The sequence below is a fragment of the Micromonospora sp. CNZ303 genome (genome assembly GCF_004345505.1).
In genome coordinates this window covers 88,338-111,218 of sequence record NZ_SLVT01000005.1, presented here as the reverse complement: position 1 = coordinate 111,218, position 22,881 = coordinate 88,338, and the positions used below count along the sequence as shown (strand labels likewise).

Annotated in this window: 20 protein-coding genes; 5 read left to right on the top strand and 15 right to left on the bottom strand. The window is 71.4% G+C overall.

The genetic code is table 11. The features are described 5' to 3' along the window. Positions 1 to 91: 91 nt before the first annotated feature. The 4 genes from EV374_RS10860 to EV374_RS10845 all read right to left on the bottom strand — a co-directional run bounded on the left by EV374_RS10860 (position 92) and on the right by EV374_RS10845 (position 5,245). Entirely contained in the window at positions 92 to 1,423 is a 1,332-nt protein-coding gene (locus EV374_RS10860) for an SMI1/KNR4 family protein (RefSeq protein WP_132234184.1), read from the bottom strand. A 68-nt stretch (positions 1,424 to 1,491) separates the two neighbouring features. After that, positions 1,492 to 2,901, bottom strand: a complete 1,410-nt coding sequence (locus EV374_RS10855; RefSeq protein ID WP_207914083.1) for a cellulase family glycosylhydrolase — start codon at positions 2,899 to 2,901, stop codon at positions 1,492 to 1,494. A 265-nt stretch (positions 2,902 to 3,166) separates the two neighbouring features. Beyond that, positions 3,167 to 4,399: an RCC1 domain-containing protein gene (locus EV374_RS10850; RefSeq protein WP_132234180.1), complete on the bottom strand. Its 1,233-nt coding sequence runs from the start codon at positions 4,397 to 4,399 to the stop codon at positions 3,167 to 3,169. 336 nt (positions 4,400 to 4,735) lie between these two features. Then, positions 4,736 to 5,245 carry a DinB family protein gene (locus EV374_RS10845; RefSeq protein WP_132234178.1) on the bottom strand — a complete coding sequence of 170 codons (510 nt, stop codon included), beginning with the start codon at positions 5,243 to 5,245 and terminating at the stop codon, positions 4,736 to 4,738. Positions 5,246 to 5,666: 421 nt separating this feature from the next. Here EV374_RS10845 and EV374_RS10840 point away from each other — a divergent pair, with 421 nt between their 5' ends. Continuing rightward, positions 5,667 to 6,341: a pyridoxamine 5'-phosphate oxidase family protein gene (locus tag EV374_RS10840; RefSeq protein ID WP_486485691.1), complete on the top strand. Its 675-nt coding sequence runs from the start codon at positions 5,667 to 5,669 to the stop codon at positions 6,339 to 6,341. Between the two features lie 215 nt (positions 6,342 to 6,556). Here EV374_RS10840 and EV374_RS10835 read toward each other — a convergent pair whose 3' ends face one another. Then, complete coding sequence (locus tag EV374_RS10835; protein ID WP_132234176.1) at positions 6,557 to 7,582, bottom strand: AraC family transcriptional regulator; 1,026 nt, start codon at positions 7,580 to 7,582, stop codon at positions 6,557 to 6,559. A gap of 146 nt (positions 7,583 to 7,728) precedes the next feature. On the opposite strand from EV374_RS10835, the gene EV374_RS10830 reads away from it, so the two are divergent. Beyond that, the gene (locus EV374_RS10830; RefSeq protein ID WP_132234174.1) at positions 7,729 to 8,604 is read left to right on the top strand and encodes an NAD(P)H-binding protein; all 876 of its coding nucleotides are present in this window, start codon (positions 7,729 to 7,731) and stop codon (positions 8,602 to 8,604) included. A gap of 2 nt (positions 8,605 to 8,606) precedes the next feature. Beyond that, complete coding sequence (locus EV374_RS10825; protein WP_132234172.1) at positions 8,607 to 8,789, top strand: hypothetical protein; 183 nt, start codon at positions 8,607 to 8,609, stop codon at positions 8,787 to 8,789. A gap of 132 nt (positions 8,790 to 8,921) precedes the next feature. Here the strand turns inward: EV374_RS10825 and EV374_RS10820 are convergent, their stop codons facing one another. After that, positions 8,922 to 9,623 (bottom strand): alpha/beta hydrolase family protein, encoded by a 702-nt coding sequence (locus EV374_RS10820; protein WP_132234170.1) that lies wholly within the window; start codon positions 9,621 to 9,623, stop codon positions 8,922 to 8,924. A gap of 316 nt (positions 9,624 to 9,939) precedes the next feature. Here EV374_RS10820 and EV374_RS10815 point away from each other — a divergent pair, with 316 nt between their 5' ends. Continuing rightward, positions 9,940 to 10,407 carry an NUDIX hydrolase gene (locus EV374_RS10815; protein WP_225851927.1) on the top strand — a complete coding sequence of 156 codons (468 nt, stop codon included), beginning with the start codon at positions 9,940 to 9,942 and terminating at the stop codon, positions 10,405 to 10,407. 3 nt (positions 10,408 to 10,410) lie between these two features. Here the strand turns inward: EV374_RS10815 and EV374_RS10810 are convergent, their stop codons facing one another. From EV374_RS10810 to EV374_RS10775, 8 genes are read right to left on the bottom strand one after another with little or no spacing between them, the layout of a single operon-like run. Continuing rightward, entirely contained in the window at positions 10,411 to 11,238 is an 828-nt protein-coding gene (locus tag EV374_RS10810; RefSeq protein WP_132234166.1) for an HAD hydrolase family protein, read from the bottom strand. Beyond that, positions 11,231 to 12,436: a hypothetical protein gene (locus tag EV374_RS32485; RefSeq protein ID WP_165947752.1), complete on the bottom strand. Its 1,206-nt coding sequence runs from the start codon at positions 12,434 to 12,436 to the stop codon at positions 11,231 to 11,233. The genes EV374_RS10810 and EV374_RS32485 overlap by 8 nt, the downstream gene beginning before the upstream one ends. Further along, a complete protein-coding gene (locus EV374_RS10800; RefSeq protein WP_132234164.1) occupies positions 12,433 to 13,065 on the bottom strand; it encodes a class I SAM-dependent methyltransferase in 633 nt (210 codons plus the stop codon). Before EV374_RS10800 ends, EV374_RS32485 begins: the two co-directional genes overlap by 4 nt. Then, a complete protein-coding gene (locus EV374_RS10795; RefSeq protein ID WP_132234162.1) occupies positions 13,049 to 14,164 on the bottom strand; it encodes a GHMP family kinase ATP-binding protein in 1,116 nt (371 codons plus the stop codon). Before EV374_RS10795 ends, EV374_RS10800 begins: the two co-directional genes overlap by 17 nt. Next, positions 14,148 to 15,230 carry a monodechloroaminopyrrolnitrin synthase PrnB family protein gene (locus EV374_RS10790; protein WP_132234160.1) on the bottom strand — a complete coding sequence of 361 codons (1,083 nt, stop codon included), beginning with the start codon at positions 15,228 to 15,230 and terminating at the stop codon, positions 14,148 to 14,150. The genes EV374_RS10795 and EV374_RS10790 overlap by 17 nt, the downstream gene beginning before the upstream one ends. Next, positions 15,227 to 17,608, bottom strand: a complete 2,382-nt coding sequence (locus EV374_RS10785) for a pyridoxal-dependent decarboxylase (RefSeq protein ID WP_132234158.1) — start codon at positions 17,606 to 17,608, stop codon at positions 15,227 to 15,229. The genes EV374_RS10790 and EV374_RS10785 overlap by 4 nt, the downstream gene beginning before the upstream one ends. Then, complete coding sequence (locus tag EV374_RS10780) at positions 17,601 to 18,692, bottom strand: NAD(P)-dependent oxidoreductase (protein ID WP_132234156.1); 1,092 nt, start codon at positions 18,690 to 18,692, stop codon at positions 17,601 to 17,603. Before EV374_RS10780 ends, EV374_RS10785 begins: the two co-directional genes overlap by 8 nt. Next, the gene (locus EV374_RS10775) at positions 18,689 to 19,732 is read right to left on the bottom strand and encodes an aldo/keto reductase (RefSeq protein ID WP_132234154.1); all 1,044 of its coding nucleotides are present in this window, start codon (positions 19,730 to 19,732) and stop codon (positions 18,689 to 18,691) included. The genes EV374_RS10780 and EV374_RS10775 overlap by 4 nt, the downstream gene beginning before the upstream one ends. A gap of 364 nt (positions 19,733 to 20,096) precedes the next feature. Here EV374_RS10775 and EV374_RS10770 point away from each other — a divergent pair, with 364 nt between their 5' ends. Continuing rightward, positions 20,097 to 21,227, top strand: a complete 1,131-nt coding sequence (locus EV374_RS10770; protein ID WP_165947751.1) for a nucleotidyltransferase domain-containing protein — start codon at positions 20,097 to 20,099, stop codon at positions 21,225 to 21,227. Positions 21,228 to 21,293: 66 nt separating this feature from the next. On the opposite strand, the gene EV374_RS10765 is transcribed toward EV374_RS10770, so the two are convergent. Then, on the bottom strand, positions 21,294 to 22,874 hold the full coding sequence (locus EV374_RS10765; RefSeq protein ID WP_132234150.1) for a hypothetical protein: 1,581 nt from the start codon (positions 22,872 to 22,874) through the stop codon (positions 21,294 to 21,296). Between the last annotated feature and the right edge of the window lie 7 nt (positions 22,875 to 22,881).

Sequence of the window (22,881 nt, the reverse complement as noted above, 5' to 3'; positions counted from 1 at the left end):
CCGACCGCCCAGGCCGTGGCCGCGCCGAGCGCCAGCAGGACCGCCGCGGCGACGAGCAGCGGGTACGGCCTGCGGGCCCGAGCGACGGCGATCAGAGCTGCACCGGAACGTCGATCACCTGGATCGGCTCCTGTTCCCAGGCCGCCAGCAGACCGTTGACCACTTCGACCGTGTCCGTCCAGCCGGCACGGCCACTCAGGCCGGCGGCCAGCAGGGTCGACGGGACCTGCCCGGCGCGCAGCAGCTGCTGCCAGCCCGCGACGTCGAGCTGCAGGTATTCCAGCGCGGGCAGCTCGGTGACGGCGGAAAGGTTGGCGACGACGGCGGATTCGGTGACCAGGGTGCGCAGCCGGTGGCCGGCCAGCGCGGACAGGTCGGAGGGCACGGCTCCGGCTCTGACGTACAGCACCTCCGTCGCCGGCTGGACATCGGCGAGCGTCTTTCCGCTGCGCGATCCGACCCGCACCAGCAGCCCGTCTTCCGGACCCAGCTCCGCCAGGGTGGCGGGCCGCTCGGTGAGCAGCTCGGTCAGCGAGGGCGCCAGCCAGCGGGCGCCAGCCGACATCTCGTGGTCCACGAACAGCACCTGGCCGAACGTCCCCTGCGGCCCGGGGGCGAGGTCGACGACGTACAGGTTGCCGCCGCCGTCCTCGCCGACCACGAACCACGCCGGCGAGGCCGCCAACTGCTGCATCCGGCCGTGCGGATCGGGCGCGACGACCTCGGTCGCGCCGTAGCTCCAGGACAGGTACCGGGCCTGCGGTTCCAGATAGGCGCGGGCGGCGGCGTCGGCCAGCGGCACGATCCGCAAGCCGTAGAAACGCTCCCGGTCGGCGGGCCGCAGGACCAGGGTGCCCTCGGCCGCGGCGAGGAAGAGCGCCCGGACGTCATCGGGCAGCGCGACGCCGAGGCCCGCCTCCGCTGCGGCCAGCTCCGACGGGTCGGCCCCCCGCGCGTCCGGCAGCAGCTGTCGGACCAGCGCGGTGACCGTGGCCGCGTCGGCGCCGGCGGAGGAGGCCACGTCGTAGCGGACCGGCTCGCGGCGGTACGGCTCCGGATGCGCTCCGGCGACCAGGTGCACGTCCTCCAGCAGGTCGCTGCCCATCCCGAACGACACCTGCGGCGCGCTGGGGACGATGCTCACGGTCGCCGCCCCGGAGCGCGTCGTGACGCCGCGCACCGCGACGGCCTGCCCGCCGGTCAGCTCGGCCAGCGAGCCGAGCATGTCCGTCGGCTGCTCACCCCACTCCAGGTCCCGCCCGGGGAGGCGGTGGTCGCCGTCGTAGGCGATCGAGCCGCCGAACGTGTCCGGCGCCATCGTGCCGCGGAACTCGGCCTCCCCTGCCCCGGGGGGCATGCTGTTGCGGAGCGCGGTCACGAACGGACGCCAGGCATCGGCCTGAAACAACGTAGCGTCGATCATCGCCCGATCGTAGGCGGCGGGTCGGACGACCCGGCAGGTCCAGCTGGCAATCTCCGTGAACGGCACACCTAGAAGGTGTCGGGGGTACGGATGCGGTCGCGGATCCAGGCACCGGCCGGCTTGAGGCGGCTGGTGCCGCCGAACTGGCCGCTGCCGCAGGTGCCGGTGGTGAAGACCGCGCCGGAACGGAAGTCGTCGGAGAAGTTCCAGTTGGTCCAGCTGATCTTCTTGCTGGCCATCAGGTCGAGGTAGCGCTGGGCCATGGCGAAGTCGTTCGGGCCGTCACCGGAGTAGTCCTGGGTGCCGAACTCGGTGACGAACAGCGGCAGCCGGTCGGCGGCCCGGGCGAAGGTGTCGTAGTACGCGTTGCCGTGCGAGGCGGCGTAGAAGTGGAAGACGTACATCAGGTTGCCGCCGGCGACCGGGTTCGCCGCGATCGTGTCCACCCCGCCGCCGCTGCCGGAGACGCCGAGGGAGGACCAGTCGGGGGTGCCGACCAGCACCACGGCCTCCGGGTCTCGGCTGCGGATGACCGGAACGACCTGGTCGGCGTAGCTCTTGATGGCGCTCCACGCCACGCCGTTGGGCTCGTTGGCGATCTCGTAGAGCACGTTGACCTTGTCCTTGTGCCGGTCGGCGATCTCGGCGAAGAAGGTGCGTGCCCGGGTCAGGTTGTGGTTCGGGTCGCCGGGGCTGAGCATGTGCCAGTCGACGATGGCGTACATGCCCCGGGCGGTGGCCAGCTCGATGTACTGGTGCACCATGTCGGTGAAGCGGCGCGGGTCGGTCTCGTACCCGCCCTCCTGGATGTACATCGAGATGCGCAGCACGTCGGCGTTCCACTCCCTGGCGAGCACGTCCAGGGAGGCCGGGGTGGCGCAGTTCGCGTACCACTGGATGCCGTGCGTGCTCATGCCGCGCAACTGGATCGCCCGGCCGTCGCGGTTGCAGAGCTGGCGACCGCAGACCCGGAGCTGGCCGTTGGCCGCGACCGGCGAGACGCCGGTAGGCGGCGGGGTCGTGGGCGGCGCGGTCGTCGGCGGGGGAGTGGTGGGCGGCGGGGGAGTGGACGGCGGCGGGGTCGTGGGCGGCGTCGTGCCGCCGGCGCAGGGTTGGCCGTTGAGCGTGCAGCCGGTCGGGGTGCCGGTGCCGGTGGCGACGAAGCCGAAGGTGACGGAGGCGCCCGGGGCGACCGTGCCGTTCCAGGACCGGTTGGTGAAGGTGTGGCGCTGGCCGCTGCTGGTCAGCAGCGCGTCCCAGTAGGTGCCGACGGTGGTGCCGGCGGGCAGGTCGAACTCCAGCCGCCACGAGGTGATCGTGCTGCTGCCGGAGTTCGTGATCCGGTAGCTGCCCTCCCAGCCGGAGCCCCAGTCGTTCACCTTGGTGAAGCTCGCGGTCGGTGCCGCTGCCGCGCCGGCGGTGCCGGTCAGGGTCAGCGGTGCCAGCGCCACCGCCGCCAGCAGGCCGGCGGCCAGGATTATTCTGCCGCGAAGTCGCACGGGGCACCTCCGGTGGTCGGAGAGGGAATCTGTGCCATCGAAATATAAAGATACTTAAGTATTGATGCAACGGGATCCGACCCCGGTCGGTCGCGGTTCCGGTCACCGGCTCGGTAGCAAGCCGATCGAGGGTCTGAAGCCCGGTGACGAGGCCGCCGCGACCGACTCGGGGACCGGCCGATGGTGCGGTGCCGTCGGTCCGCGGCGGCGCGGACCGACGGCACCGTTCGTCCATCAGTGGCGGTCAGCCCGGCAGGGCCACCTGTGCCGGGGTCGACCGGTGAGCGGTGGTGCCGTCGCCGAGCTGCCCGAACGAGTTGTCGCCCCAGCACCACAGGCTGCCGTCGGCGCGCATCGTGCAGGCGTGGTAGGACGCGGCGAGGCTGTCCGTCCAGGTGGTGGCGCTACCGACCCGGGTCGGGTTCGACCGGTGGGTGGTGGTGCCGTCGCCGAGCTGCCCGGAGGCGTTGTTGCCCCAGCACCACAGGCTGCCGTCGGTGCGCGTCGCGCACGACGAGTCGATGCTCGTCTCGACCCTCGCCCAGGTGGTGCCGGTGCCGACCTGGAGTGGGGTGGTCTGGAAGCCGAGGCCCCCGCCCACCTGGCCGTACCCGTTCTCGCCCCAGCACCACAGCGTCCCGTCGGCGCGGACCGCGCAGGTGTGCACGTACCCGGCCGTCACGCCGGTCCACGTGGTCGCGGTGCCCACCTGCGTCGGTGTCGCCCGGTAGTCCCGGATGCCGAGACCGAGCTGCCCGTCCGAACTGCTGCCCCAGCACCACAGGGTCCCGTCGGTGCGGGTGGCGCAGGTGTGCGCGTACCCGGTCGTGACGCTCGCCCAGGTGGTCGCCGTGCCGACCTGTACCGGGGTGGTCGCCTGATAGGGGGTCACGCCGGTGCCGAGCTGCCCGTGGCGGTTCTGGCCCCAGCACCACAGGGTGCCGGTGGTCTGGACGGCGCAGGTGTGGTTGGTGGCGGTGCTGACGCTGGCCCAGGTGGTGCCGTCGCCGATCCGTACGGGGCTGCTCCGTTTCGTGGTCGTCCCGTCGCCGAGCTGCCCGTTGTTGTTGCTGCCCCAGCACCACAGCGTTCCCTCCGTGCGTACCGCACAGGTGGTGCTGATGCTGGCGTCGATGCGCGCCCAGGTGGTGGCGTCGCCGATCCGGACCGGAGCGGTGCGGTCCGTGGAGGTCCCGTCGCCGAGCTGGCCGTAGAAGTTGTTGCCCCAGCACCAGAGTGCGCCATCGGTGCGGATCACGCAGGTGTGCAGATTGCCCGCGGCGACCCGGGACACCGGCCCGGCGGCGACCGAGGCGTTCGGCGTGCCCCGGTCGGCAGAACTGACGCCCGCCGTGGCCGCACCCGCCGTGACGCCGATTGCCAGCACGGTGATCCCGACAGCGGCCGCCGTCGCGACGGCGGCTCGGGCTGCCCGCCGCCATCGCGTCCGTAGCCGCCCCACCCGATTCTCGTTCATGATCTGCTCTCCCTGGACATCGTCGGTGTCGTGTGGTGGAGGCGGCGTTGCCCCGACAGGTCGGCGAGACCCGTCACTTCACATCGATGAAACCCTACATTGACATGCGTCAGTGTCGCTCCCTCGGGCCTCTGCCGGCCGGCCGCTTCCTGACCGCTCGACGCCCTGGTGGGGTGGCGCGTGGGTGCCGGAGCCGGGCGAGCGGATCATCGGTCCCCCTGGATGTCTGACGCCGGGTCGGCAACCGCGAGCCGGCCGAGCCGGCGGGAGCAGGTCGTCCCACCATCTGCTCGGTGTTCGACGGCGCCCGCCAGGTCGATCTCCAGTCCCGATGACCTAGCGGGACGCCTCCGACCGCGCGGCGCGGCGGATGTCGAGCAGGTGGTGTTCGCCCTCGTGGATGGTGTGTCGGCCGAGCCACAGCAGGGTGCGGGCCTGCGGTCGCGGCCACGGGTAGACCCCGGTGCGGGCGAGTTCCGCAGGACCGAGCACGCCGAACCGGGCGGCCAGGTCGTCGGCGGCCGCGCCCAGCGCCGTCAGCACGGTCGCGGGATCCTGCTCGTTGTACGCCTCCGCCACGGCGCGCTCGTCGCGTCCCATCGGGGCGAACTCCGGCTCCTCGACGCGCAGCGCCAGCGCGAGGCGTTCGGCCTGCACGCCGAGCACGTCGCGGACGTGGCAGGCGTACTCCAGCGGCGACCACACCCCCTCGGCCGGTCGTCGGCGCACCTGCCGCACCTCGGCGAGGGCGGCTGAGTATCGCCCGCCGAGCGCGCGCAGGAACGGCGGCAGTTCGTCGGCGGAGACGCCGGCATAGTAGAAGCCGCACTCGTCGCACCGGTCCACAGACCGAGGCTAGCGGCGTTGCCGTCCGCCGTCACGCCCCACGGGCGCCATGCAGCGGTCGCCAACGGCGACATCGGCGGCGACCAGTCGTTCGGGCCGCGGCGGATAGCGCCTTGAATTCCTGCGCGGGTGGAGCATCTCCGACGGGGTCCAAGAGCAGGAGCCGCGCAGAGTAGTCGATCTCCTGACCGCGCTGTCGACCAGATAGGCCTGCTGTTGGATCAGGTCCGGCAGCGGCGCGAACTCGTCCTCCAATGCCTACGGATCCCGGCACCGCCTCATGGGCAAGGCGCGGTTGAAGGTTCCGGTCGCCATGCGCGAGGCAGGTGTGCGTGTTAGTTTCGCATTAGTCAATGTCATTAAGTGACGTGGCTGTTGCTTCCCTCCCCACTTCAGCCGCAAAGCCGAAAAGGAGGACCGCGTGAACCATCCGCTGATCATGCCGACCGAGGACTGGCGTGCCGCGCTGAAAACCTTGCGCGTGGCAGGAGACCTGGAAGAATTCGCCAGAGGGCTGGCGCCCGCACGACGCGTACGACATGCCCGAGGATCCGTCGTCACAGTCGACACCCCGATCGCTGAGCTGCTCTTCCAGCCGGAGGACGCGACACCGTTCAGCACCGACGCGGCGACCGTGAAGCCCTGGAGTCAGGCACTGGCGTGCCTGCGGTCGGCCCCCAAATGCTGGCTGTCGACGGTACGCCCCGACGGCCATCCGCACGCCGCGCCGGTGCTGCTGGTGCTGGTGGACGGGGTGCCGTGCGTCGCGAGCCGTCCGAACACCCGCAAGGGCCGAAACCTGGCCCGGAACCCGCACAGTGTCCTCATGGTCGGCGACGAGGATCTCGACCTGGTGGTGAAGGGCGAAGCTCACCGGGTTTCCGGCGACGCCATGCTGCGCCGGGTGGCCGCCGCCTTCGAGGCGAAGTGCCGCTGGTCGTTCGACATCCGGGACGGCCGAGCCTACGACAGGAGCCTGCCCGGATCGCCCGAGTACGCCTTCTATCGGATCTGCCCGGTCCAGGCCTTCGGCTACGGCGCCGACGGGACGACCGCGACCCGGTGGCGGTTTGACCGCGCCTCTTCCCGGCGGTAGGGATTGGTCCGCGGCGACTGTCGGCGGCAATGTCGGCATGACCGCGCAGACCTGAATGTGCCGCAACCGCAATTCGATCCCGCCGCCCGCTCATGTCGCAGGTCGTATATCGGCGGGGGCGATGGGGTCCAACTTTCGAAGATCGATGTCTGACAACGCCGCGAGGCAAGTGTGAATGGAAGTTGAACCTCGACGATTGCGGCTCATGCCTCGATTTATTCAGGCCTCGGTTGCGTGCTCGGCGGCGTCGATTCCCTCGGACGGCGAATTCCTTGGCTGGGTGCGGGGAGTGTCCGTCGTGCCGCTCCGGGTGGAGAGCCCACCACACGCTTGAACGCCCGGGCGAACGCGGCCTCCGAGCGGTAGCCGAAGCGGTCGGCGAGTTCGGCCACGGTGGCGCCCTCGTCGCGTAGCGCCGTCGCGGCCAGGTGCATCCGCCAGCGGGTCACATAGCTCATCGCGGGTTCGCCGACCAGTTCGGTGAAGCGTGCGGCGAAGGCTGAGCGCGACATCGGGATCTGGTCGGCGAGCGAGGCGACGGTCCAGTTCCGGCCGGGTTCGCGGTGGACGAGGGAGATCGCGCGGCCGATCAGTGGGTCCCGCAGGGCCCCGAGCCAGCCGGACCGGGCGGCCGGGTCGTTCTCCAGCCATGCGCGTAGCGCCTGCACGACGAGCACGTCGGAGAGGCGGGTGATCACCGTCTCGCCGCCGGGGCGCAGGCCGTCGGCCTCGACCGCCATCAGTCGCAGGGTGGAGTGGAGCCAGTCGAGTCGGGCAGGGTCCGTCGCCGGGTCGAGGACGAGGATCTGTGGCAGCAGGGCCAGCAGTCTTCCTGCCGCCGGATGGTCGGAGCGTACGGCCCCGCAGACCATGTCGATGCGCTCACCGCCGCCGCCGTAGCGGAGGATCTCGTAGCGCTCGCCGAGCTGTTCGCGCTCCAGCTCGAAGATGCTCGGTGTCGGCGCGTCGGGTTCGCTGCGCAGCCGGTGGCCCTGGCCGTGCGGGACGAGGGCCAGTTCGCTCCCGGTGAGGCGTCGCGGCTGCGCCCCTGGCGCGTCGAGCCAGCAGCTCCCACGCGTGATGACGTGGAACCAGAGGTGGCCCTTGAGTGGCGGAAGCTCGAGCCCGAACGGGGCGGTGAACTCCGAACGGCAGTAGAACGCACCCCGCAGCTCGAGGAAGTGCAGCGCCTCGCCGAGCGGGTCGGCGGCCGAGGGCCATGGGCCACGTTCGTCGGGCATGCCGCAAGTGTGCCAGGAGCAACGCACCGACGATCCAGACCGGCTGGACGAAGGAGCATGTATTACGGACAGGAAGTCATAGTCAGTCCCTCAAGTCCCCTGGAGGCTGGACGTGTAGCAAGGCACGCCGACCGAGAGGGACTGACATGATCGCCGTGATGGGGGCGACCGGGAACACCGGTCGCAAGGTCACCGAACTGCTGCTCGAAGCCGGCGAGGAGGTCCGTGCGCTCGGCCGCTCGCCCGAGAGGCTCGCCGAGTTGGCCGCGCTGGGGGCCGCGACCGCCGTCGGCGACGTCCGCGACGCCGACCACCTGGCGAGCGCCTTCGCCGGTGCCGACGCGGTCTACACGCTCACCGCGTTCGACCCGACCCTGCCCGACTACCACGCCGACCAGGACCGACGCGGGGAGGCCATCGTCTCGGCGATCCGCAAGAGCGGGGAGGTACGCCGCGTGGTCGCGCTCAGCTCGATCGGCGCGGAGCTGGCGGGCGGTAACGGGTTCATCGCCAGTCTGCACCGGCAGGAGCAGCGACTGCGGACGCTGAACGGTGTCGACGTCCTGCTCCTGCGTCCCGGTGCCTTCTTCGAGGGCTTCCACTCGGCGCTGGAGACGATCCGTCATGAGGGAGTCGTCGCCGACTCCGTCGCGCCCGACGCGAAGGTACCGATGATCGCCACCGCCGACGTCGCGGTGGCCGCCGCCGAAGCGCTACGCGAGCGGAACTGGAGTGGCGTGGTGGTCCGCGAGCTGCTCGGCCCCCGCGATCTGACGTACACAGAGGTGGCGACCGCGATCGGTACGGCGATCGGCCGCCCGGACCTCCGGTACGTCCAGCTGTCCGACGAGGAGATGGCGGCGATCCTCACCGGGACCGCCGGGTTCTCGCCCGACTTCGCCGCCCTGCTCGTCGAGTTCAACCAGGCGCTCAGCGCCGGTCGACTGCGCCCGATCGAAGGCCGCAACGAGGGCAACACGACTGCGACCCGGTTCGAGGAGTTCGCCGCCACGCTGCGGTAGCGGTGGCGGCTGAACGGCGTGCCGCTGCCGGCGCCCTCGGCCGCAGCCCGGACGGGCGCTACAAGCTGGACGGTGATCCGGGCGGTCAGTTCTGGCACGTCATCGGCACCTGCCGGTTCGAGGTGGGCGAGCTGGACCCCTACCTGACGCAGGTGCGTCGACTCCCGGTGGACGCCCCGTTCTGACCGGTCGGACCCGTCGATGTGCCCGCTCAGGTCGTCGTCGGCCGGTCGGTGCAGTTCGTCATCCACCAGGCCCCGCTCGACCGGCCGCTGCCGTGGTGTCGACCGAGCGGGGCTCGGTGGATGCGATGCCGGTCAGCGCGGCATGAGGTGGCGGGTGAAGAACCGGACGGCGCTGTCCAGTTCATGCTCCGGGAGCCGGTCGCCGTGGCGGCCCGGGTTGGCGTGCAACGTCTTCTCGGCCGAACCGAACGCCGCGAACAGGGCCAGGCTCTGCTCGCGGGGCACCCGCTCGTCGTCCCACTGGACCAGGAACTCGATCGGCACGGTGATCTGTGCGGCGGCTGCGGCGGAGGCCGGGGCCGCGGCGCCGCCCAGGCCCAGCACCGCCGCGTGGACCCGCGGCTCGGCGGCCACGAACGGCACGCCCAGCCCGCATCCCAGCGACACTCCCCAGTAGCCGACGGCTTCCGACCCGAGGTGATCCAGGACGGCCCGCCACTCCGGTACGGTCTGCTCGGCGACCAGGGCCTGGAATCCGGCGAGCAGCGGGGCCAACTCGTCGCCGGAGTCGACGCGGGCCTGGATCTCGGTGGCGATGTCCTGGTAACGGTCGTCGGTCGGCCGGTCGCCGTGGTTCGGAACGTCCACGCAGACGGCCGTGAATCCGCTGGTCACGAAGCGGTGGGCGCGGTGCAGGATGCCGGGGGCGGTCTTGTGCTGGCCGCCGCCGTGGCCGAGGAGGATCAGCGGGCGGGCGGCGGTGGTCTCGTCGTCCTGGGTCCACCTGACAGCGGGAACACCACCGACGGTGAAGAACTCTTCGTGGATGTGCATCGGGAACGCGGGCCTTTCGGGGTGCCTTGTGCGGGCGCTCCCTAGACCATGCGGGGCAGGGAGTCCCGACCTGTCACAGCGTTGATTGGACTCACCTCCCCGGTCGGCAACCATGCACGGCAGGGTCGACCGTACACGAGCTGTCGCCGAGCCGGAGTGGAGTGCTTCCCCGAAGCGGCATCACCCCCGGTCATCGCCCGACGCGGCGCCGGCGACGTGCACGCCCGGGGAGTGTCACCGCCGGGCGGACCAGTAGGATTCTCTGCTTATGACCTCTGTTGAATCTGAAGCGCCGACGCGGGCGCCTGTTTCCCGCGTGCAGCTTGTCATCGGCATCGTCCGGCGAGGCGACGAGATCCTTCTGGTGCGGGAGAGCCTCGGCGCGAACGGCGAGATGCTCTGGTCGCTCCCCGGCGGCGGCGTCCAGGACGGCGAGGTCTTCCACGAGGCGCTGCGGCGGGAGATGCAGGAGGAGACCGGCCTGGTGGTCGGCGATCCGGTCGCCACCGCGTTCGTGATGCACATCGATTCCGAGCGGTACCCGTCGGCACTGGCGATCGCGTTCGAGATCAACGACTGGGAGGGCGAGACCCTGCCGGAGGACGACGAGATCGCCGAGGCGGCGTTCTTCCCGCTGCCGGAGGCCCTCAAGCTGATCGGGCAGCTCGAAAGCGACAACCAGCGGGAGCCGATCCTCGGTTACCTGACCGGTGAGGTGCCGGCCGGCACCACCTGGATCTGGCGCAACCGGGACGACCGGGAGGTCCTGCTCGGGCGCTGGTGACCGTCAGTGCGCGCAATCCTCCACGACGTCGGGCCGGTCACGCCGGACGAGCGTGTCCGGGTGGAAGGCGGCCAGGAAGTCTCCGATCGGGCCCGACAGCCGCATCGTCGCGCGTGCAGCGGCGTCGGCGTGGCTGTCGGCCACCGCGACCCCGACCGCCGCAGAGGCCAGCAGGCACCGGTCGTTGCGCCCGTCGCCGAACGCGATGACCCGCTTCAGGTCGGCCTCACCGGCCTGCTCGACCAGCAACGCCGTCACCGCGGCAGTCTTGCAGGTCCCCGCAGGCCGCAGCAGCTTCGCCGCGGTGCCGGCGAACGGGATCGCCTCGACCGCAGCGCCCAACAGCCCCTCGGGCAGCGGCACACGGTCCAGCACCAGCACCGAGCCGACCTGCGCCCTCCCGCCGAGCTGCGGGTCGACCTCGATGGACGACCGGGGCAGCCGGTGCGCCATCGCGAACCACGTGGACGCCCGCCGGGACGTCGCGACATAGCGGTGATCCAGCTCCGCGATCAGCTCGGTGAAACCCGCGGCGAGCAGCGTCGGCAGCACCTCGCGGGGCAGCGCGCGGCGATATGTCGCCCGGGCGGCGGCGCGGTCGTACTCGACGTTGCCGTTGTCGAGCAGCAGGCGAGGCCCGAACAGTTCGAGGAGGCGCTCGGGTAGACCGAGCGCCTCGAACAGCACCGTCGATCGTCCCGTCACCAGCAGGAGTGTCAGACCGCGCTCGCGCAGCCGGGCGAGCCCCTCGACCGTGCCGGGCATCGGCACGCCGCGCTCGTCGACCAGCGTGCCGTCCAGGTCGAACGCGGCGAAGGCGAGGTCAGGCACGCAGCGTTCCGAGCGCCTCGCGGATGGAGCTGGACAGGTTCACCAGCGTGTTGCGGGTGCCGAGCTCGGCGACCAGGATCGGCAACCGCATGAGCGCCTCGAACGTCCGCCCCGCCATGGTGCCGATCTCGTCGCGGTCGCGGGTGCGGGCCTGTAGCCAGTCCTCGACGAACACGTCGTCGTCCGGAGTCATCAGCTGCTCGGTGAGCACTTCGCGCGCCTGGTCCGGATCGACCCGACGCACGCTGAGCACTGCGGAGTCCTTCGTGACGCGGGGCAGCACGATGGCGGCCAGCCGCACGGAGGGGACCAGGGGGGTGCCGGTGCGCGCACGCCACTCGACGGGCAGCAGGTTCAGCTTGGAGTCTCCGCAGAAGCTCTGCCAGTCGCTGGTGACGAAGTCCGGCTGCCGGCGGGCCAGCTGCCAGCTGGTCGCGTCCTTCAGGCCCAGCGCGTGCATGGTGCCGCCGTTGATGCGGATCGGCACCGGCATCCCGCAGGCCGTCACCTGCTCTCCGTCCGCGCGGACCATGACCCGGTCGTTGGCGACGAAGGCGCACCCGGAGGCAGCGGCCAGGGCCAGGGCGGTGGTGGACTTGCCGGCACCGGAGCGGCCGACCACCACCACGTTGCCCTCGGGGGTGGCCGCGCAGGACGCGTGCAGCCCGGCCCAACCGTCGCTCTCGCCCCGCCGGTAGCCGAACTCGCGCAGGTGCCGGGCCAGCGCCAGGTGGGCGTAGGGGCGCGCGGTCGTGACGAACACCAGGCCGCGCGGGGACTGCACGACCAGGTTGGTGCCGTCGATCTCGTCGGGCTCCGAGACCACGGCGCAGGTCCCGTCGGCCAGCTCGTAGCGGGTCCCGGGTGCGGCCACGTGCAGGTGTACGGCTCGGCGCCGGACCGCCTGCGCCGCGTAGTGCTCGACCAGCCGGGCGAAGCACGCGTCGGAGACGGCGAGGTTCACGGCGGCCAGCGAACAGGGCGAGAAGTCGTCGGGCAGGTGCTCCCAGATGTCGTTCGCCGGGGTGAACAGGTCGTGCAGGTAGGTGATGGCTCGCGGGTCGGCGCTGCTCACCGCGATCCTGGTCTGGCCCAGCCGGACGGTCCCGGCGCGTACGCCGAGCCGTGCCGCCAGCGCGTGCGGATCGGCCAGCTCGGCCGGCTCGGTGTCGAGGAGGGCTGCTTCGCTCTGGATCATCGGGTCCCCGTCGGTCGCAGGACGGCCCGCCAGACTGAGCGCTGGCCGGGGTCGGCATCGTGGAGGTATTCGAACGGGCCGTCAACGAACTGGAACCCGGCGGTACGGCAGAGCGCGGCGATCCGCTCCGGCGGCAGCAGCGTCATCACCTGTCCGTTGGGGAGCCGGTGCCGGTCGTCGGCGAGCGGGGTGAGCCGGTGGTCCAGATGCGCCGCGCTGAACAGGTTCAGCGACACCACGCCGGCGGTGGCGACGACCCGGCCCAGCTCGCCGATGGCCGCGGAGACCTGTTCCGGCCGGGGCAGGTTGTGCAGGACCCCGTGACACACCACGACCGCGGCCCGCGCGGTGGCCACCGGCAGCGCGGCGACGTCCGCCTGACAGAAGGCGGCACCGGGGGCGACGCCCTGTGCGCGCAGCACCATCTCGGCGTGCAGGTCGAGTCCGACGACCCGGTAGCCCCGTTCGGCCAGCAGCGGCAGGTTCCGCCCACCACCGCAGCCGACGTCGAGCGCCACCGCGCCGGGGTCGCCCTGCGGCACGATGTCGGCCAGGTATCCCGGCGGCGACGCCGTGGCGAACGCCGTCACCACGTCCGGCCGGTTCCAGTAGTCACCCGTCGCGCGCATGGCGCTTCACCGTGCACTCGTCGATCAGGTAGCCCTGGTCCCATGGCATCGCGCGGAACGTGGTGAGGCCCGCGGCTTCGAAGCCGGCCGCGACGACGTCGGGCTGCTCGGTGAGAGCAAAGAAGAGCGGCCCGACCGAGGACAGGCTGAGCACGGCGGCCTGTCCCGACTCGAACAGCTGCCGCACCTGCTCCGCGTACTCCAGCAGGCGGGGGTGCGAGAAGGCGCAGTTGCGGATGCTGCCCATCTCGAACCGGTAGTCGAAGACGAGCTGCCCGAGGGTGCGCGGAGTGCCGGTGACGAGGTCGGGCCAGCACTCGTGCAGCAACCGGTAGGCGATCTGCGGCGCGTACCGACGGCCGGTCTCCAGGAACCCGTCGAAGTTCTCCGCCTCGGCGCGGAGGCTCTCCGAGGCGTCCCAGCTGCGCAGGTCCGGCGGTACGGCGAGCACGATCGTGTGCCCGGCCGGCGCGGGGGCGGCCAGCAGCGCGACCGCGTTTCCGGAGACCACCTGGATCGCGCCGGGTACCAGACCGGCGGCGGCCGAGCCGCCGATGCACTGGACCGGCATGATCTCGTCGTCGTTGCCGTCGATCTCCTCGCCGTGGTTGTCGACCAGCAGCCGCATCAGCGTCCGGTGGTCCAGCGGCCGACCGCACAGTTCGTTGATCGCCGCGGCGACGGCCGAGAGGACGGCGCTGCTGCTGCCGAGCCCGACGTGCGGAGGCAGCGGGTGCGAGCGGATCGTGATCCGCATTCCGCCGGTGAGGCCCAGGACCTGGCGCATCAGCAGCGCGGCGTGGCGCCCCAGGACCGGCCGGGCACTGTCGGCGGTGATCTCGACGCCGTCGCCGGACGCCGTGCCCTGGACCTCGACGCTCGTGAAGAGGTCGGTGACGAAGACCAGCTCACCGGCGGGGTAGGAGCCGGCGCCGGGCAGCACCTTGCTCGGGTCCAGTGCCATCGCGTTCAGCCGGTTCGGGTAGCGCAGGCGCACCCGGCCCTCGATCCCGGCGGCGGGTGGCACGGACGGGACTGCGCCGCGCACCGAACCCACCCGTACGGGGGCGAAGCCCGCCACACTACCGGTCGCGGTCATCGGCGCTTCCTCTCCGCTGTCGGGGCAACGGCAGCGTCACCGCGGCCTTGGACGTGGTGATCTCGATGAGGTGGTCGAGGGCCTCGACGGTGTAGCCGCCGCTGCCCAGCGACCCTTCGGCCCGGATCGCCATGTTGGCCCGGGCTACCTGGCGGTGGGGGTAGCGGAAGCGCAGGATGCGCTTGAGCAGCGCGGCGTACTCCGCGCGCACCCGGGGCGACTCGAGCAGGCAGCGCAGCAGCGGCGAGTTGCCGCTGCGGTACGCCAGGAGCGTGTCGTCGCACACCGCCCGGTGGGTGGGCGGCAGGTAGAGCACGTTCTCCACGAGATAGTCGTCGTGCCACGCGCCGAGCTGGCCCGGTTCGCTCGGCGCGAGCAGGAGCACGTCGAGGACGAGCAGTGGCATCTGGGCGCCGCCGGGACCCATGTAGGCCTTCCCGCCGATGTCCATCGACGGGAAGTAGGGCCGTAGCCGGTGCGAGAAGTAGTCGGGGGTGATCGTCCGCTGGACCGTACGCAGGTTCTTGCGCAGGACCTCGACCCCGTCGTGCACCTGGCCGAGTGCGGCGAGGAGCACGTCCTCGTCGAGGTCGGCGCGGTCGCGGCAGGCGGCCAGGTCGTCGACGGCCAGGTTCAGTGCCTGGGTCGCGGCGACGACCGAGTCGATGAACACGTGCTCTTCGTCGCTGAGCAGGAAGCCACGGCGGCGGGGGCCGACCGGGTTGCGCGTGGTGTAGCTGTACACGGTGTCGCGGGGGACCTCGTCGGCGACGGCGGCCAGGCGCAGGAGTGTCGGCTCGATGCCGTGCAGGTCGGCGTCCGGATCGTGCCGGACGAGGGACGCGGCGAGGAAGCCCAGGTCGCGCAGGGCGGCTCGGGCGGTGTGGACGTCAGCCGTATCGAAGTCGGCGCTGAGGTCCGCCAGCGCGTCGACCATCCACGCCGTGTCGGCGCGCTCGTTGGCGGCGGGCAGTTCGGCGAGGACGTCGTCGGCACGCAGCGGGTCCATCGCGGCCACGGCGAGATCGTCGGCGTTCTGGTCGGCGCCGATAAAGGAAGTGGTCATGCCGCGACCCCGACCGCGGTGGCCAGGACCGTCCCGGTTCCGCCGTCCGTGCTCCGTACCGCCGCGTGCGCCCGGATCAGGTCGGCGCCGTGATCAGCGACGGCGACGACATCGTCGACCCGCAACCGTTCCGGTTCGGAGACGTCGAAGACGGGCAGGAGGCGGGCCATGCGCCGGCCCACGCCGGTGTCGACCGCCATCCGGGTACGCCGTCCGGCAGGCAGCGACGCGGTGGTCACGACAAGCTCTCCGGCGCTCCCGGACACGTCGGGTACGCAGCGGCCGACCAGGCCCGACCGGGCGACGAGCGCGTCCGCCGCCGACGCGGCGACCAGGTCGGACAACCGCCAGGCGTCCGGCGACCTTGCGCCCACCACGACCGTGCACTCGATGTCGAAGAAGCGGTTCGGGAACCGCTGGTACTCCTGCCGCAGCAGGTGTGTCCGCCGGGGCAGCAGCGGATCGCCGCTGACCCGGAGCATGTCCAACCGGGCCGGGCGGTCGTCGTCGGCGAGTTCGACGGTGCACTCGAACGACGTGTCGATGGAGAACGAGTAGTCGTCGCTGTGGGCGCGCCGCCGGAAGCCACGGGCGCTCTTGCCGAGCTTCACCACGACGCGGTCCCGGAAACACTGGATCTCGTCGGTGAACTCGCCCTCGCCGAACTTGTACTCCAGCGACCGGAACTCGCCTGTGCTCTCCAGGTTCATCAGCACCCGCTCGCCGGGGTCACCGGTGCCGACGCTGAAGTGCACGCCCCCGACCAGGGACAGCTTCTGCTGCGACCGGTCGAGCACTTCGACGTAGTAGTCGGCGGTCCGTACGCCGAACAGCTCGTTGCCGAACGGGTCGGCGAGATCCGGGGCGTAGACGTGCGCCTGGCGACCCGTCGCGGTCTCACCCCATTCCCGCACCTGGAGGGGCTCGCCGGTGGCGGAGCGGTGCAGGAAGGTGTGGAAGGAATACCCGGGCTCGTCCGGGTCGCGGCGGCCCGGCGGGTGCACGATGTAGTGCCGGAAGCAGTCGGTGTCGGCGGCGATGTCACGCAACTGCTCCGGCACACCGGCGTCGGCCTTCCCGCGCCCGGGCCTGGCACGTGCGGCCCTGGCCTGTGCGACCGCCTCGGACAAGCCGGTGGCGAATCGGGCGATCTGTTCGTCGGTGAGGCTGTGTCCGGCGTAGAAGTGGTGGTAGCTGCGGCGTCCGCCCTGCGGCGCGGGCGCGCTGACCGCGAGGAGCCGGTAGCGCTCGGTGAACTCCTTCGGCAGCAGCCCGTCCGGTGTGGAGAAGCCGGCCACGACGACGGGTGAGGCGGGTGCCGACCGGATCTCCGCCTCCGGGTCGGCGGCACGGATCGCGTCGGCGATCAGGTCCCGGCGACGCAGGCACTCCTGGATCGCCGCGGTGAAACCGGAGTGGCCGAGGCCGAAGATCGTGGCCCACAGGGCGGCGGCTGCGGCGCCGGGGCGGGACCCGGTCAGGGTCGAGTCGACGATCCCGGTGACCGGGCTCGCCTCGGTGACGTGCCCCAGCAGGCCCTTGCGTACGAGCAGCACCCCGCACGAGTACGGCAGCAGGCCCGACTTGTGCGGGTCCAGGGCCATCGCGTGCACGCCGACGTTGCGGAAGTCGAAGGCCAGCGCGGGATCGCTGAACGGGAAGATGAAGCCGCCGTGGGCCGCGTCGACGTAGCAGAAGAACCGCACCTGATCGGCGAGCTGCACCGCGCGGCGCCGCAGCAGCGCGGCCAGCTGATCGACCGGGTCGCACAGGCCGCTGTTGTAGTAGCCGGCCGTCAGCGCCACGATGATGCCGGTCGCGCCGGCGGCGATCGCCGCCTCGACGGCCTGCGCCAGTTGCTCCGGCTCGATGACCCAGCTCGGGCCGGGTGCGATCGTGCGCAGGTCGAGGCCGAGGACCTCGGCGGCCTTGGTGACGGAGTGGTGGGCGAACTCGCTGGTGATGAGGGTGACCCGCGACGACGCGTCGGCCCGGACGGAGTTGCGTCCGATCCGCAGTCCCTGGAGCACCGCCTCGGTCGCGCCCGAGGTGATGTAGCCGTCGGCCGAGTCGGCGTGCAGCAGGCCGGCGAGGCCCAGCAGAGCTTCGCGTTCGAGCCGCCGGGTGCCGGCGCGCCCGGCGCCGAAGGGGGTGTGTACTCCGACGTTGTTGCTGTTGAGGGCCAGGAACCGGGTCCAGGCGGAGAGGGCCACCTCGTGCGGGGCCGACATGGCGAAGCCGAGCCGGGTCACCGTGGGATCGTCCCAACCGGTCGTCTCCGCGTACGCGCGGTCGAGGCCGGCGGTCAGCTCGCCCGGGCTCAGCCCGGCGGCCGGGAACGCATCGCTGACCGTCCAGCCGTTCTCCAGGTCACCCACCGGTACCGTCCTTGCCGTGCCGGGCGGCGGGCGTTCGGCCGAGCCGGACCTGCAGTCGCTGGGGTGTCAGCGGGTGCCGCGGCTGTTCTCCCGCCAGCACGCGCAGGATGTCGTCGGCGACGATGTCGGCGACCGCGATGTTGGCGTCCCTGGTGCGCCCCGCGATGTGCGGCAGGTGGACCACGTTGTGCCTGCCGATCAGGGGATCGCCCTCCGGCAGCGGTTCGACGTCGTACACGTCCGCGGCCCAGGCCAGTTCGTCGGCGAGTACCCGCTCCCGCAGTGCCGCGGCATCGATCGCGGCGGCTCGGGTGACGGTCACGACGAGTGCGCCCTTGCGCAGGGCGAAGACGTGGTCGCGGTCGACCACGCCGGTGACGCTGGGGGTGTCCGGTGCCGCGACGACGAGGATCTCGGAGTCCCGCACCAGCCGGTCGAGGTCCACCGACTCCGCCGAGACCTCGGCGAAGCGCTGCGGGGAGCGGAACGGGTCGTACGCCAGCACGGTCGCGCCGAGCATGGCGCACCAGCTGGCGATGCGCCCGCCGATCTCGCCGACCCCGATGATGCCGACGGTCTTGCCCGCCACGGTGCCGTTGGCGAAGCGCGGATCGTCGCAGAACTGCACGTACGGGTAGTCCCAGGGGCGGAAGCCGGTGATGACCTCGTGGTGCCACTGCGGAATGCGGCGCAGCCCGCACAGGATCAGGCTCAGCCCGCACTCGGCGACCGACTGGCCCCAGCCGGGAGTTCCCTCGACGAACGGGATGCCCGCGTCCCACAACGCGTCCATGGCCTCGATCCCGCAGGTGTCGGTTTCGCTGGCCACCACCTTCAGCCGGGTCGCGGCGGCGATCATGTCGTGGGTGAGCTCGCCCCCGAACAGGGCGACCGCGTCGACGTCGGCCCAGTCGACGGCGGCCAGATCGCTTTCGCGTACGTCGAGGTAGCGGATGTCGCAGGTCGGGGACAGGCGCTCTTCCAGCCGTTCGCGCAGGAACGCCCAGAATTCCGAGAGCAGACCGTCGTCGGTCAGCAGCACGACGGGTCGGCGGGAGGTGAGGTCGTTCATGCCCTGGCTCAAGATTCCTCGCTGTCACGTGTGCCGCGATGGCCCTGCTCGATGGTCCGGAACCACAGGCTGCTGCCGGGGGCGACGATCGCGTCGACCGCCTGACGCGCCTGTGCGTCGACGGTGGTCTCTGTCGCCTTGAGCGCGAGCGTGAGTTGGTCGAGGGTCCGGGGACCGATGATGGTGCTGGTCACGTCACTGTTGCCGGACAGCCACGAGTGGGCGAACTCGGGCAGCGACTGCCCGTGCGCGGCGGCGAGCTCCAGCAGCGCGGCCAGGGCCCGCTGCACCGGCTCCCAGACCGTGCCGCGCGGTGACCACCATTCCGTGAAGCGGGCGTCGGCGGGCGGCTCCCCGAGGAACCGTTCGCTGAGGTAACCCATCGCCAGCGGGCTGTAGGCGACGAAGCCGACGCCGTACTCGCGGCAGATGGGAAGGATGTCCCGCTCCACCTCGCGTTCGAGCAGGTTGTAGGGCGACTGCTCGGCGATCGGGCCGGGCGTGCCGAGCGAGCCTCGTGCCAGCACGGCCATCTCGACCAGACGCCAGGTCGGCACCACGCCGAGGCCGGGCTGCTCGGCCATCTCCTCCGGGCTCGGCATCGTGGACGTGCCGATGTAGCGGACCTTCCCCTCCCGCACGAGGTCCGCCAGGGCGCCGAGGGTCTCCTCGACGGGCGTCCGTAGGTCGTGCCGGTGCAGGTGGAAGATGTCGATGTGGTCGACGCCCAGGCGGCGCAGGGACCGCTCGCACTCGCGCTTGACGGCGTACGCGGAGTTGCCCCAGTCGTTGGGCCCCGGTCCGACCTCGTTGTAGCACTTGGTGGCGATCAGGACGTCGTCGCGGCGGTGACGGATGGCCTTGCCGAGGATCTGTTCGCTGCGGCCGTCCTGGTAGGCGTTGGCGGTGTCGACGAGGTTGACGCCGGCGTCGAGAGCCGTGTGGATGATCTCCTCTGCTGCGGCCTCGTCGGTCGGACCGCCGAAGTTGAAGGTACCCAGAGTGACCGTGGACACACGCAAGCCGCTGCGGCCCAGTTGATGGAACTCCATCCACGCCCCCTGCTGTCTCCACCGAACCCAGCGGCCATTGTGCCGCTGACGGTTATAGTGATCAAGATCGGAGCGAGAGTCCACTAATCAGCTGAACGATCGCCGGGTAGCAGTTGAGCGCTGGTCAACCTCGCTGTCGGCCCGGGTCCCGCGCCAGCGCCCCACCCAGCGGTGGAACGCGTCCCGTCGACGGCGACGCCCGTGCACGCGTCCGGCCGACAGGCGGGTGAAACGCTTCCCGGAGACCGTTAAGCTGTGCCGCCCGCCCAGGGGTGAGCTTCACGCAGAGTGATCTCGTGGCCACTGCGGACGGATGTCGAATCAGTGCCGTGCAATGCCGGGGCACCGTCGAGAAGGAGGCCGAATGGCCGAGTTGTCAGCCGAATCGGAGTTGTTGCTCCTGCTCAGCAGGCAGCATGTGACGGATACGCACATGGCCCGGGTGCGCACGATCATCAGTCGGGACGCGCCGCGCCTGGACTGGGGGCACTTTGCCGTGCAGGCCGCCAGGCACCGCGTCGCCCCCCTCGTGGGCTGGCATCTCTGGCGCCTGCTGACCACCGAGAGGGTCGCGGGCATCGATTCTCCCGTCGTGCTGCTCCTGTACTCCGCCTACCGGGACACGCAACGTGCCAACGAGCTCATGCTGGCCGAGGTCCGGGCGATCAGCGACGCCGCAGCGGACCAGGGCATCACGGTGCTCATGCGCAAGGGCGGCCATCTGGCCTTCGCGGTCTACCAGGAGCCGGGGACGCGACCGATGGGTGACCTGGACGTCCTCGTCACCAGGGAGGAGGCCACCACCCTGGTCAAGGCGCTCGAAGGACTCGGTTACGTGGAAGGCAACCCGACGCGCGTCGACATCGTCCCGCTGAGCAAGCGGGAGCGGGCCTTCTGGCGTCTGTACGGCAGTGACCTGCCCAAGATGAACAAGTTCGGCGAGTTCCACCGGCCGATCGTCAGCGTCGACATCAACGTCTCGTTGGCGCTGCCCGGCAAGGGCTACGACGTTCCGGTCGGTGCCGTCCTGGCCCACGCCGACCGCCACCGGTACGGGGACGCCTCGTTCCTCGTGCCGTCCCCCGAGGACGCGGTCATCGACCTCTCCGCCCACATCTACAAGACCTCGACGACCCTCAGGTTCATGAACCGCGGCAAGCACCGGCAGCTGCTCAAGTACGTCGACATCGCCGAGGTCGTACGCCGTGCCGGTCCGGACCTCTCGTGGGACCTGTTGCTCGAGCGGGTGGACGAGTACGCGGTGGCCGGACCCGTCTTCTACGGGCTCGCGCACCTGCGGATGCTCTACCCGGACGCCGTCCCCGCGGACGCCCTGGCCGCGCTGCGGCAACGGTGCCCGGAGCCGGAGCGACTGCTCAGCGAGTACGGCCAGTGGGACCTGCCGGAGCCGCGCGCCTGGCAGCAGGACTTCCTCACCCGGTTCTTCGACCCGGACGCCGACCGCGACCTGCCCGCCTCGAAGTCACTCGTGTGACGGCGGGAGGCGCTTGGGCGATGCCGCCCAGGCGCCTCCCGCCTCGCGAGCGACGCGAGGACCGGCCTACCGTTCGGTCTTCCCGGACAGCACCGGCGTGCCCACCCGCCAGGAGCGGAGCATGCGCAGGAACATCAGCCACGGGCCGGTGGCGCTGACGAAGGGCGCGGCGACGAACGTCGCCACGAGCGTCAGCCGCGGACGCCTCCCGGTCAACCAGCTGACGGAGCGGTCCTGGCGGTCGATCCCGCCCAGTCGCGGCAGCAGCGCCAGCAGCAGGACGGCGGTGACGGGATACGCCACCAGGCTGGCGCCGACGGCGAGCACGGTCCACCAGCCGCCGCCCAGCGCCGTGATCACCAGGCCGGCGGGGATGAGCAGCACTCCGGCGAACCAGATGGCGATGTCGAACAGCTCCTTCGCCACCAGCAGCCATTTGCCCGGCCGGCTGACCGGCGACGGGTAGGGGCGTACGTGGTCCAGTTCCCGGGCGACCCCCAGGCTGCCGTAGCAGACGTTGGCCCACCCGTTCATCATCGACCTGGTCTGGTAGTAGGGCTCGGTCAGGTTGAAGCTCGGGACCAACGCCTGCTCGACGCCGAGCAGCGAGGCACGGTGCCCGACCGGCTCCTGCATCTCCGGGAACGGGCCGAGCTCGCGCCACGCGCCGAGATGGACGAACGTCCCCGAGCCGATCGCGTAGATCATCGGGCGGAAGGGCGCGGCGAGCAGTCGCACCAGGCGCGGGCTGCGGCGCAACAGGTCGTTCTGGAGTATCCGCCCGACCTCGACGGCCAGGCCACGCCGCAGCCAGTACAGCACCTGTCCGCGCATCAGGGCGCCGTCGGCACCGGGGGCGAAGGGGGCCCGGAACCGCAGCGGCAGCTGCACCTGGTGCAGCAGCGCCGGCGGGCGGCGGCCCGCGGCGACCGCCGCACGCACCAGGTCTCCCACCGCCACGAACGTCTCCCCGTGGGCCACCGCGTCGAAGTCGTAGACGGCCAGGTAGACGCTGTCCGGGTCGACGCCCGGCAACAGCTCGGGCAGCAGCTCCACCGCGTAGTTGAGCTGGGAACCCTTGCGCCCGTCGGTGTGGGGGAAGTGGACGTGGCACGAGCGGTGCGTACCGGGCCTGCCGTTCAACTCGGCGGTGATCTGCCGGCACAGCTCCTCCGTGGTGGGCGTCGCGTCGAAGGCGCGGCGCAGCACGCCGGGCCACTCGTCCGGTGCCGTCCGCTCCAGCTCGTCGAGGGTCGCGGCGATCACCGATGGCGCGAGAACCTTCTCCAGTGCCCGCTCCCGGCTGCCACGCCTGGCCAGACCGCGTAGTTCGGTGACCACGGCGGGCAGGGCCGCCTCCTGGGCGGCCCGTTCGGCCGTCTCGCGTTCGCTCGTGATGGCGACCGATATCAACGTCCCGGGATATCGCGCGGTGGCGAACGATTCCAGCGTCTCGCGCACCAGTCGCTGCTCGCGCAGGGCCGGCAGCATGACCACGATGACGGGAAGGTCCGCGGGGGCCGCGGCCGGCGCCGCAGGGCGGTCGCGGACCGCCCGTGCCGCCACGATGATCCAAACGAGTACCCAGACCGCGTGCGCGGCGAACAGGATCGCCACGACGCGGCCCAGCACGGTGAGCGTCTGCAAGATGGTG

Bases quoted from the DNA above. Each gene is read 5' to 3' on its own strand.
- EV374_RS10775 (WP_132234154.1), bottom strand. From the start codon at position 19,732: ATGGAGTTCCATCAACTGGGCCGCAGCGGCTTGCGTGTGTCCACGGTC.
- EV374_RS10830 (WP_132234174.1), top strand. From the start codon at position 7,729: ATGATCGCCGTGATGGGGGCGACCGGGAACACCGGTCGCAAGGTCACC.
- EV374_RS10860 (WP_132234184.1), bottom strand. From the start codon at position 1,423: ATGATCGACGCTACGTTGTTTCAGGCCGATGCCTGGCGTCCGTTCGTG.
- EV374_RS10850 (WP_132234180.1), bottom strand. From the start codon at position 4,399: ATGAACGAGAATCGGGTGGGGCGGCTACGGACGCGATGGCGGCGGGCA.
- EV374_RS10800 (WP_132234164.1), bottom strand. From the start codon at position 13,065: ATGCGCGCGACGGGTGACTACTGGAACCGGCCGGACGTGGTGACGGCG.
- EV374_RS10820 (WP_132234170.1), bottom strand. From the start codon at position 9,623: ATGCACATCCACGAAGAGTTCTTCACCGTCGGTGGTGTTCCCGCTGTC.
- EV374_RS32485 (WP_165947752.1), bottom strand. From the start codon at position 12,436: ATGATCCAGAGCGAAGCAGCCCTCCTCGACACCGAGCCGGCCGAGCTG.
- EV374_RS10835 (WP_132234176.1), bottom strand. From the start codon at position 7,582: ATGCCCGACGAACGTGGCCCATGGCCCTCGGCCGCCGACCCGCTCGGC.
- EV374_RS10795 (WP_132234162.1), bottom strand. From the start codon at position 14,164: ATGACCGCGACCGGTAGTGTGGCGGGCTTCGCCCCCGTACGGGTGGGT.
- EV374_RS10790 (WP_132234160.1), bottom strand. From the start codon at position 15,230: ATGACCACTTCCTTTATCGGCGCCGACCAGAACGCCGACGATCTCGCC.
- EV374_RS10770 (WP_165947751.1), top strand. From the start codon at position 20,097: ATGGCCGAGTTGTCAGCCGAATCGGAGTTGTTGCTCCTGCTCAGCAGG.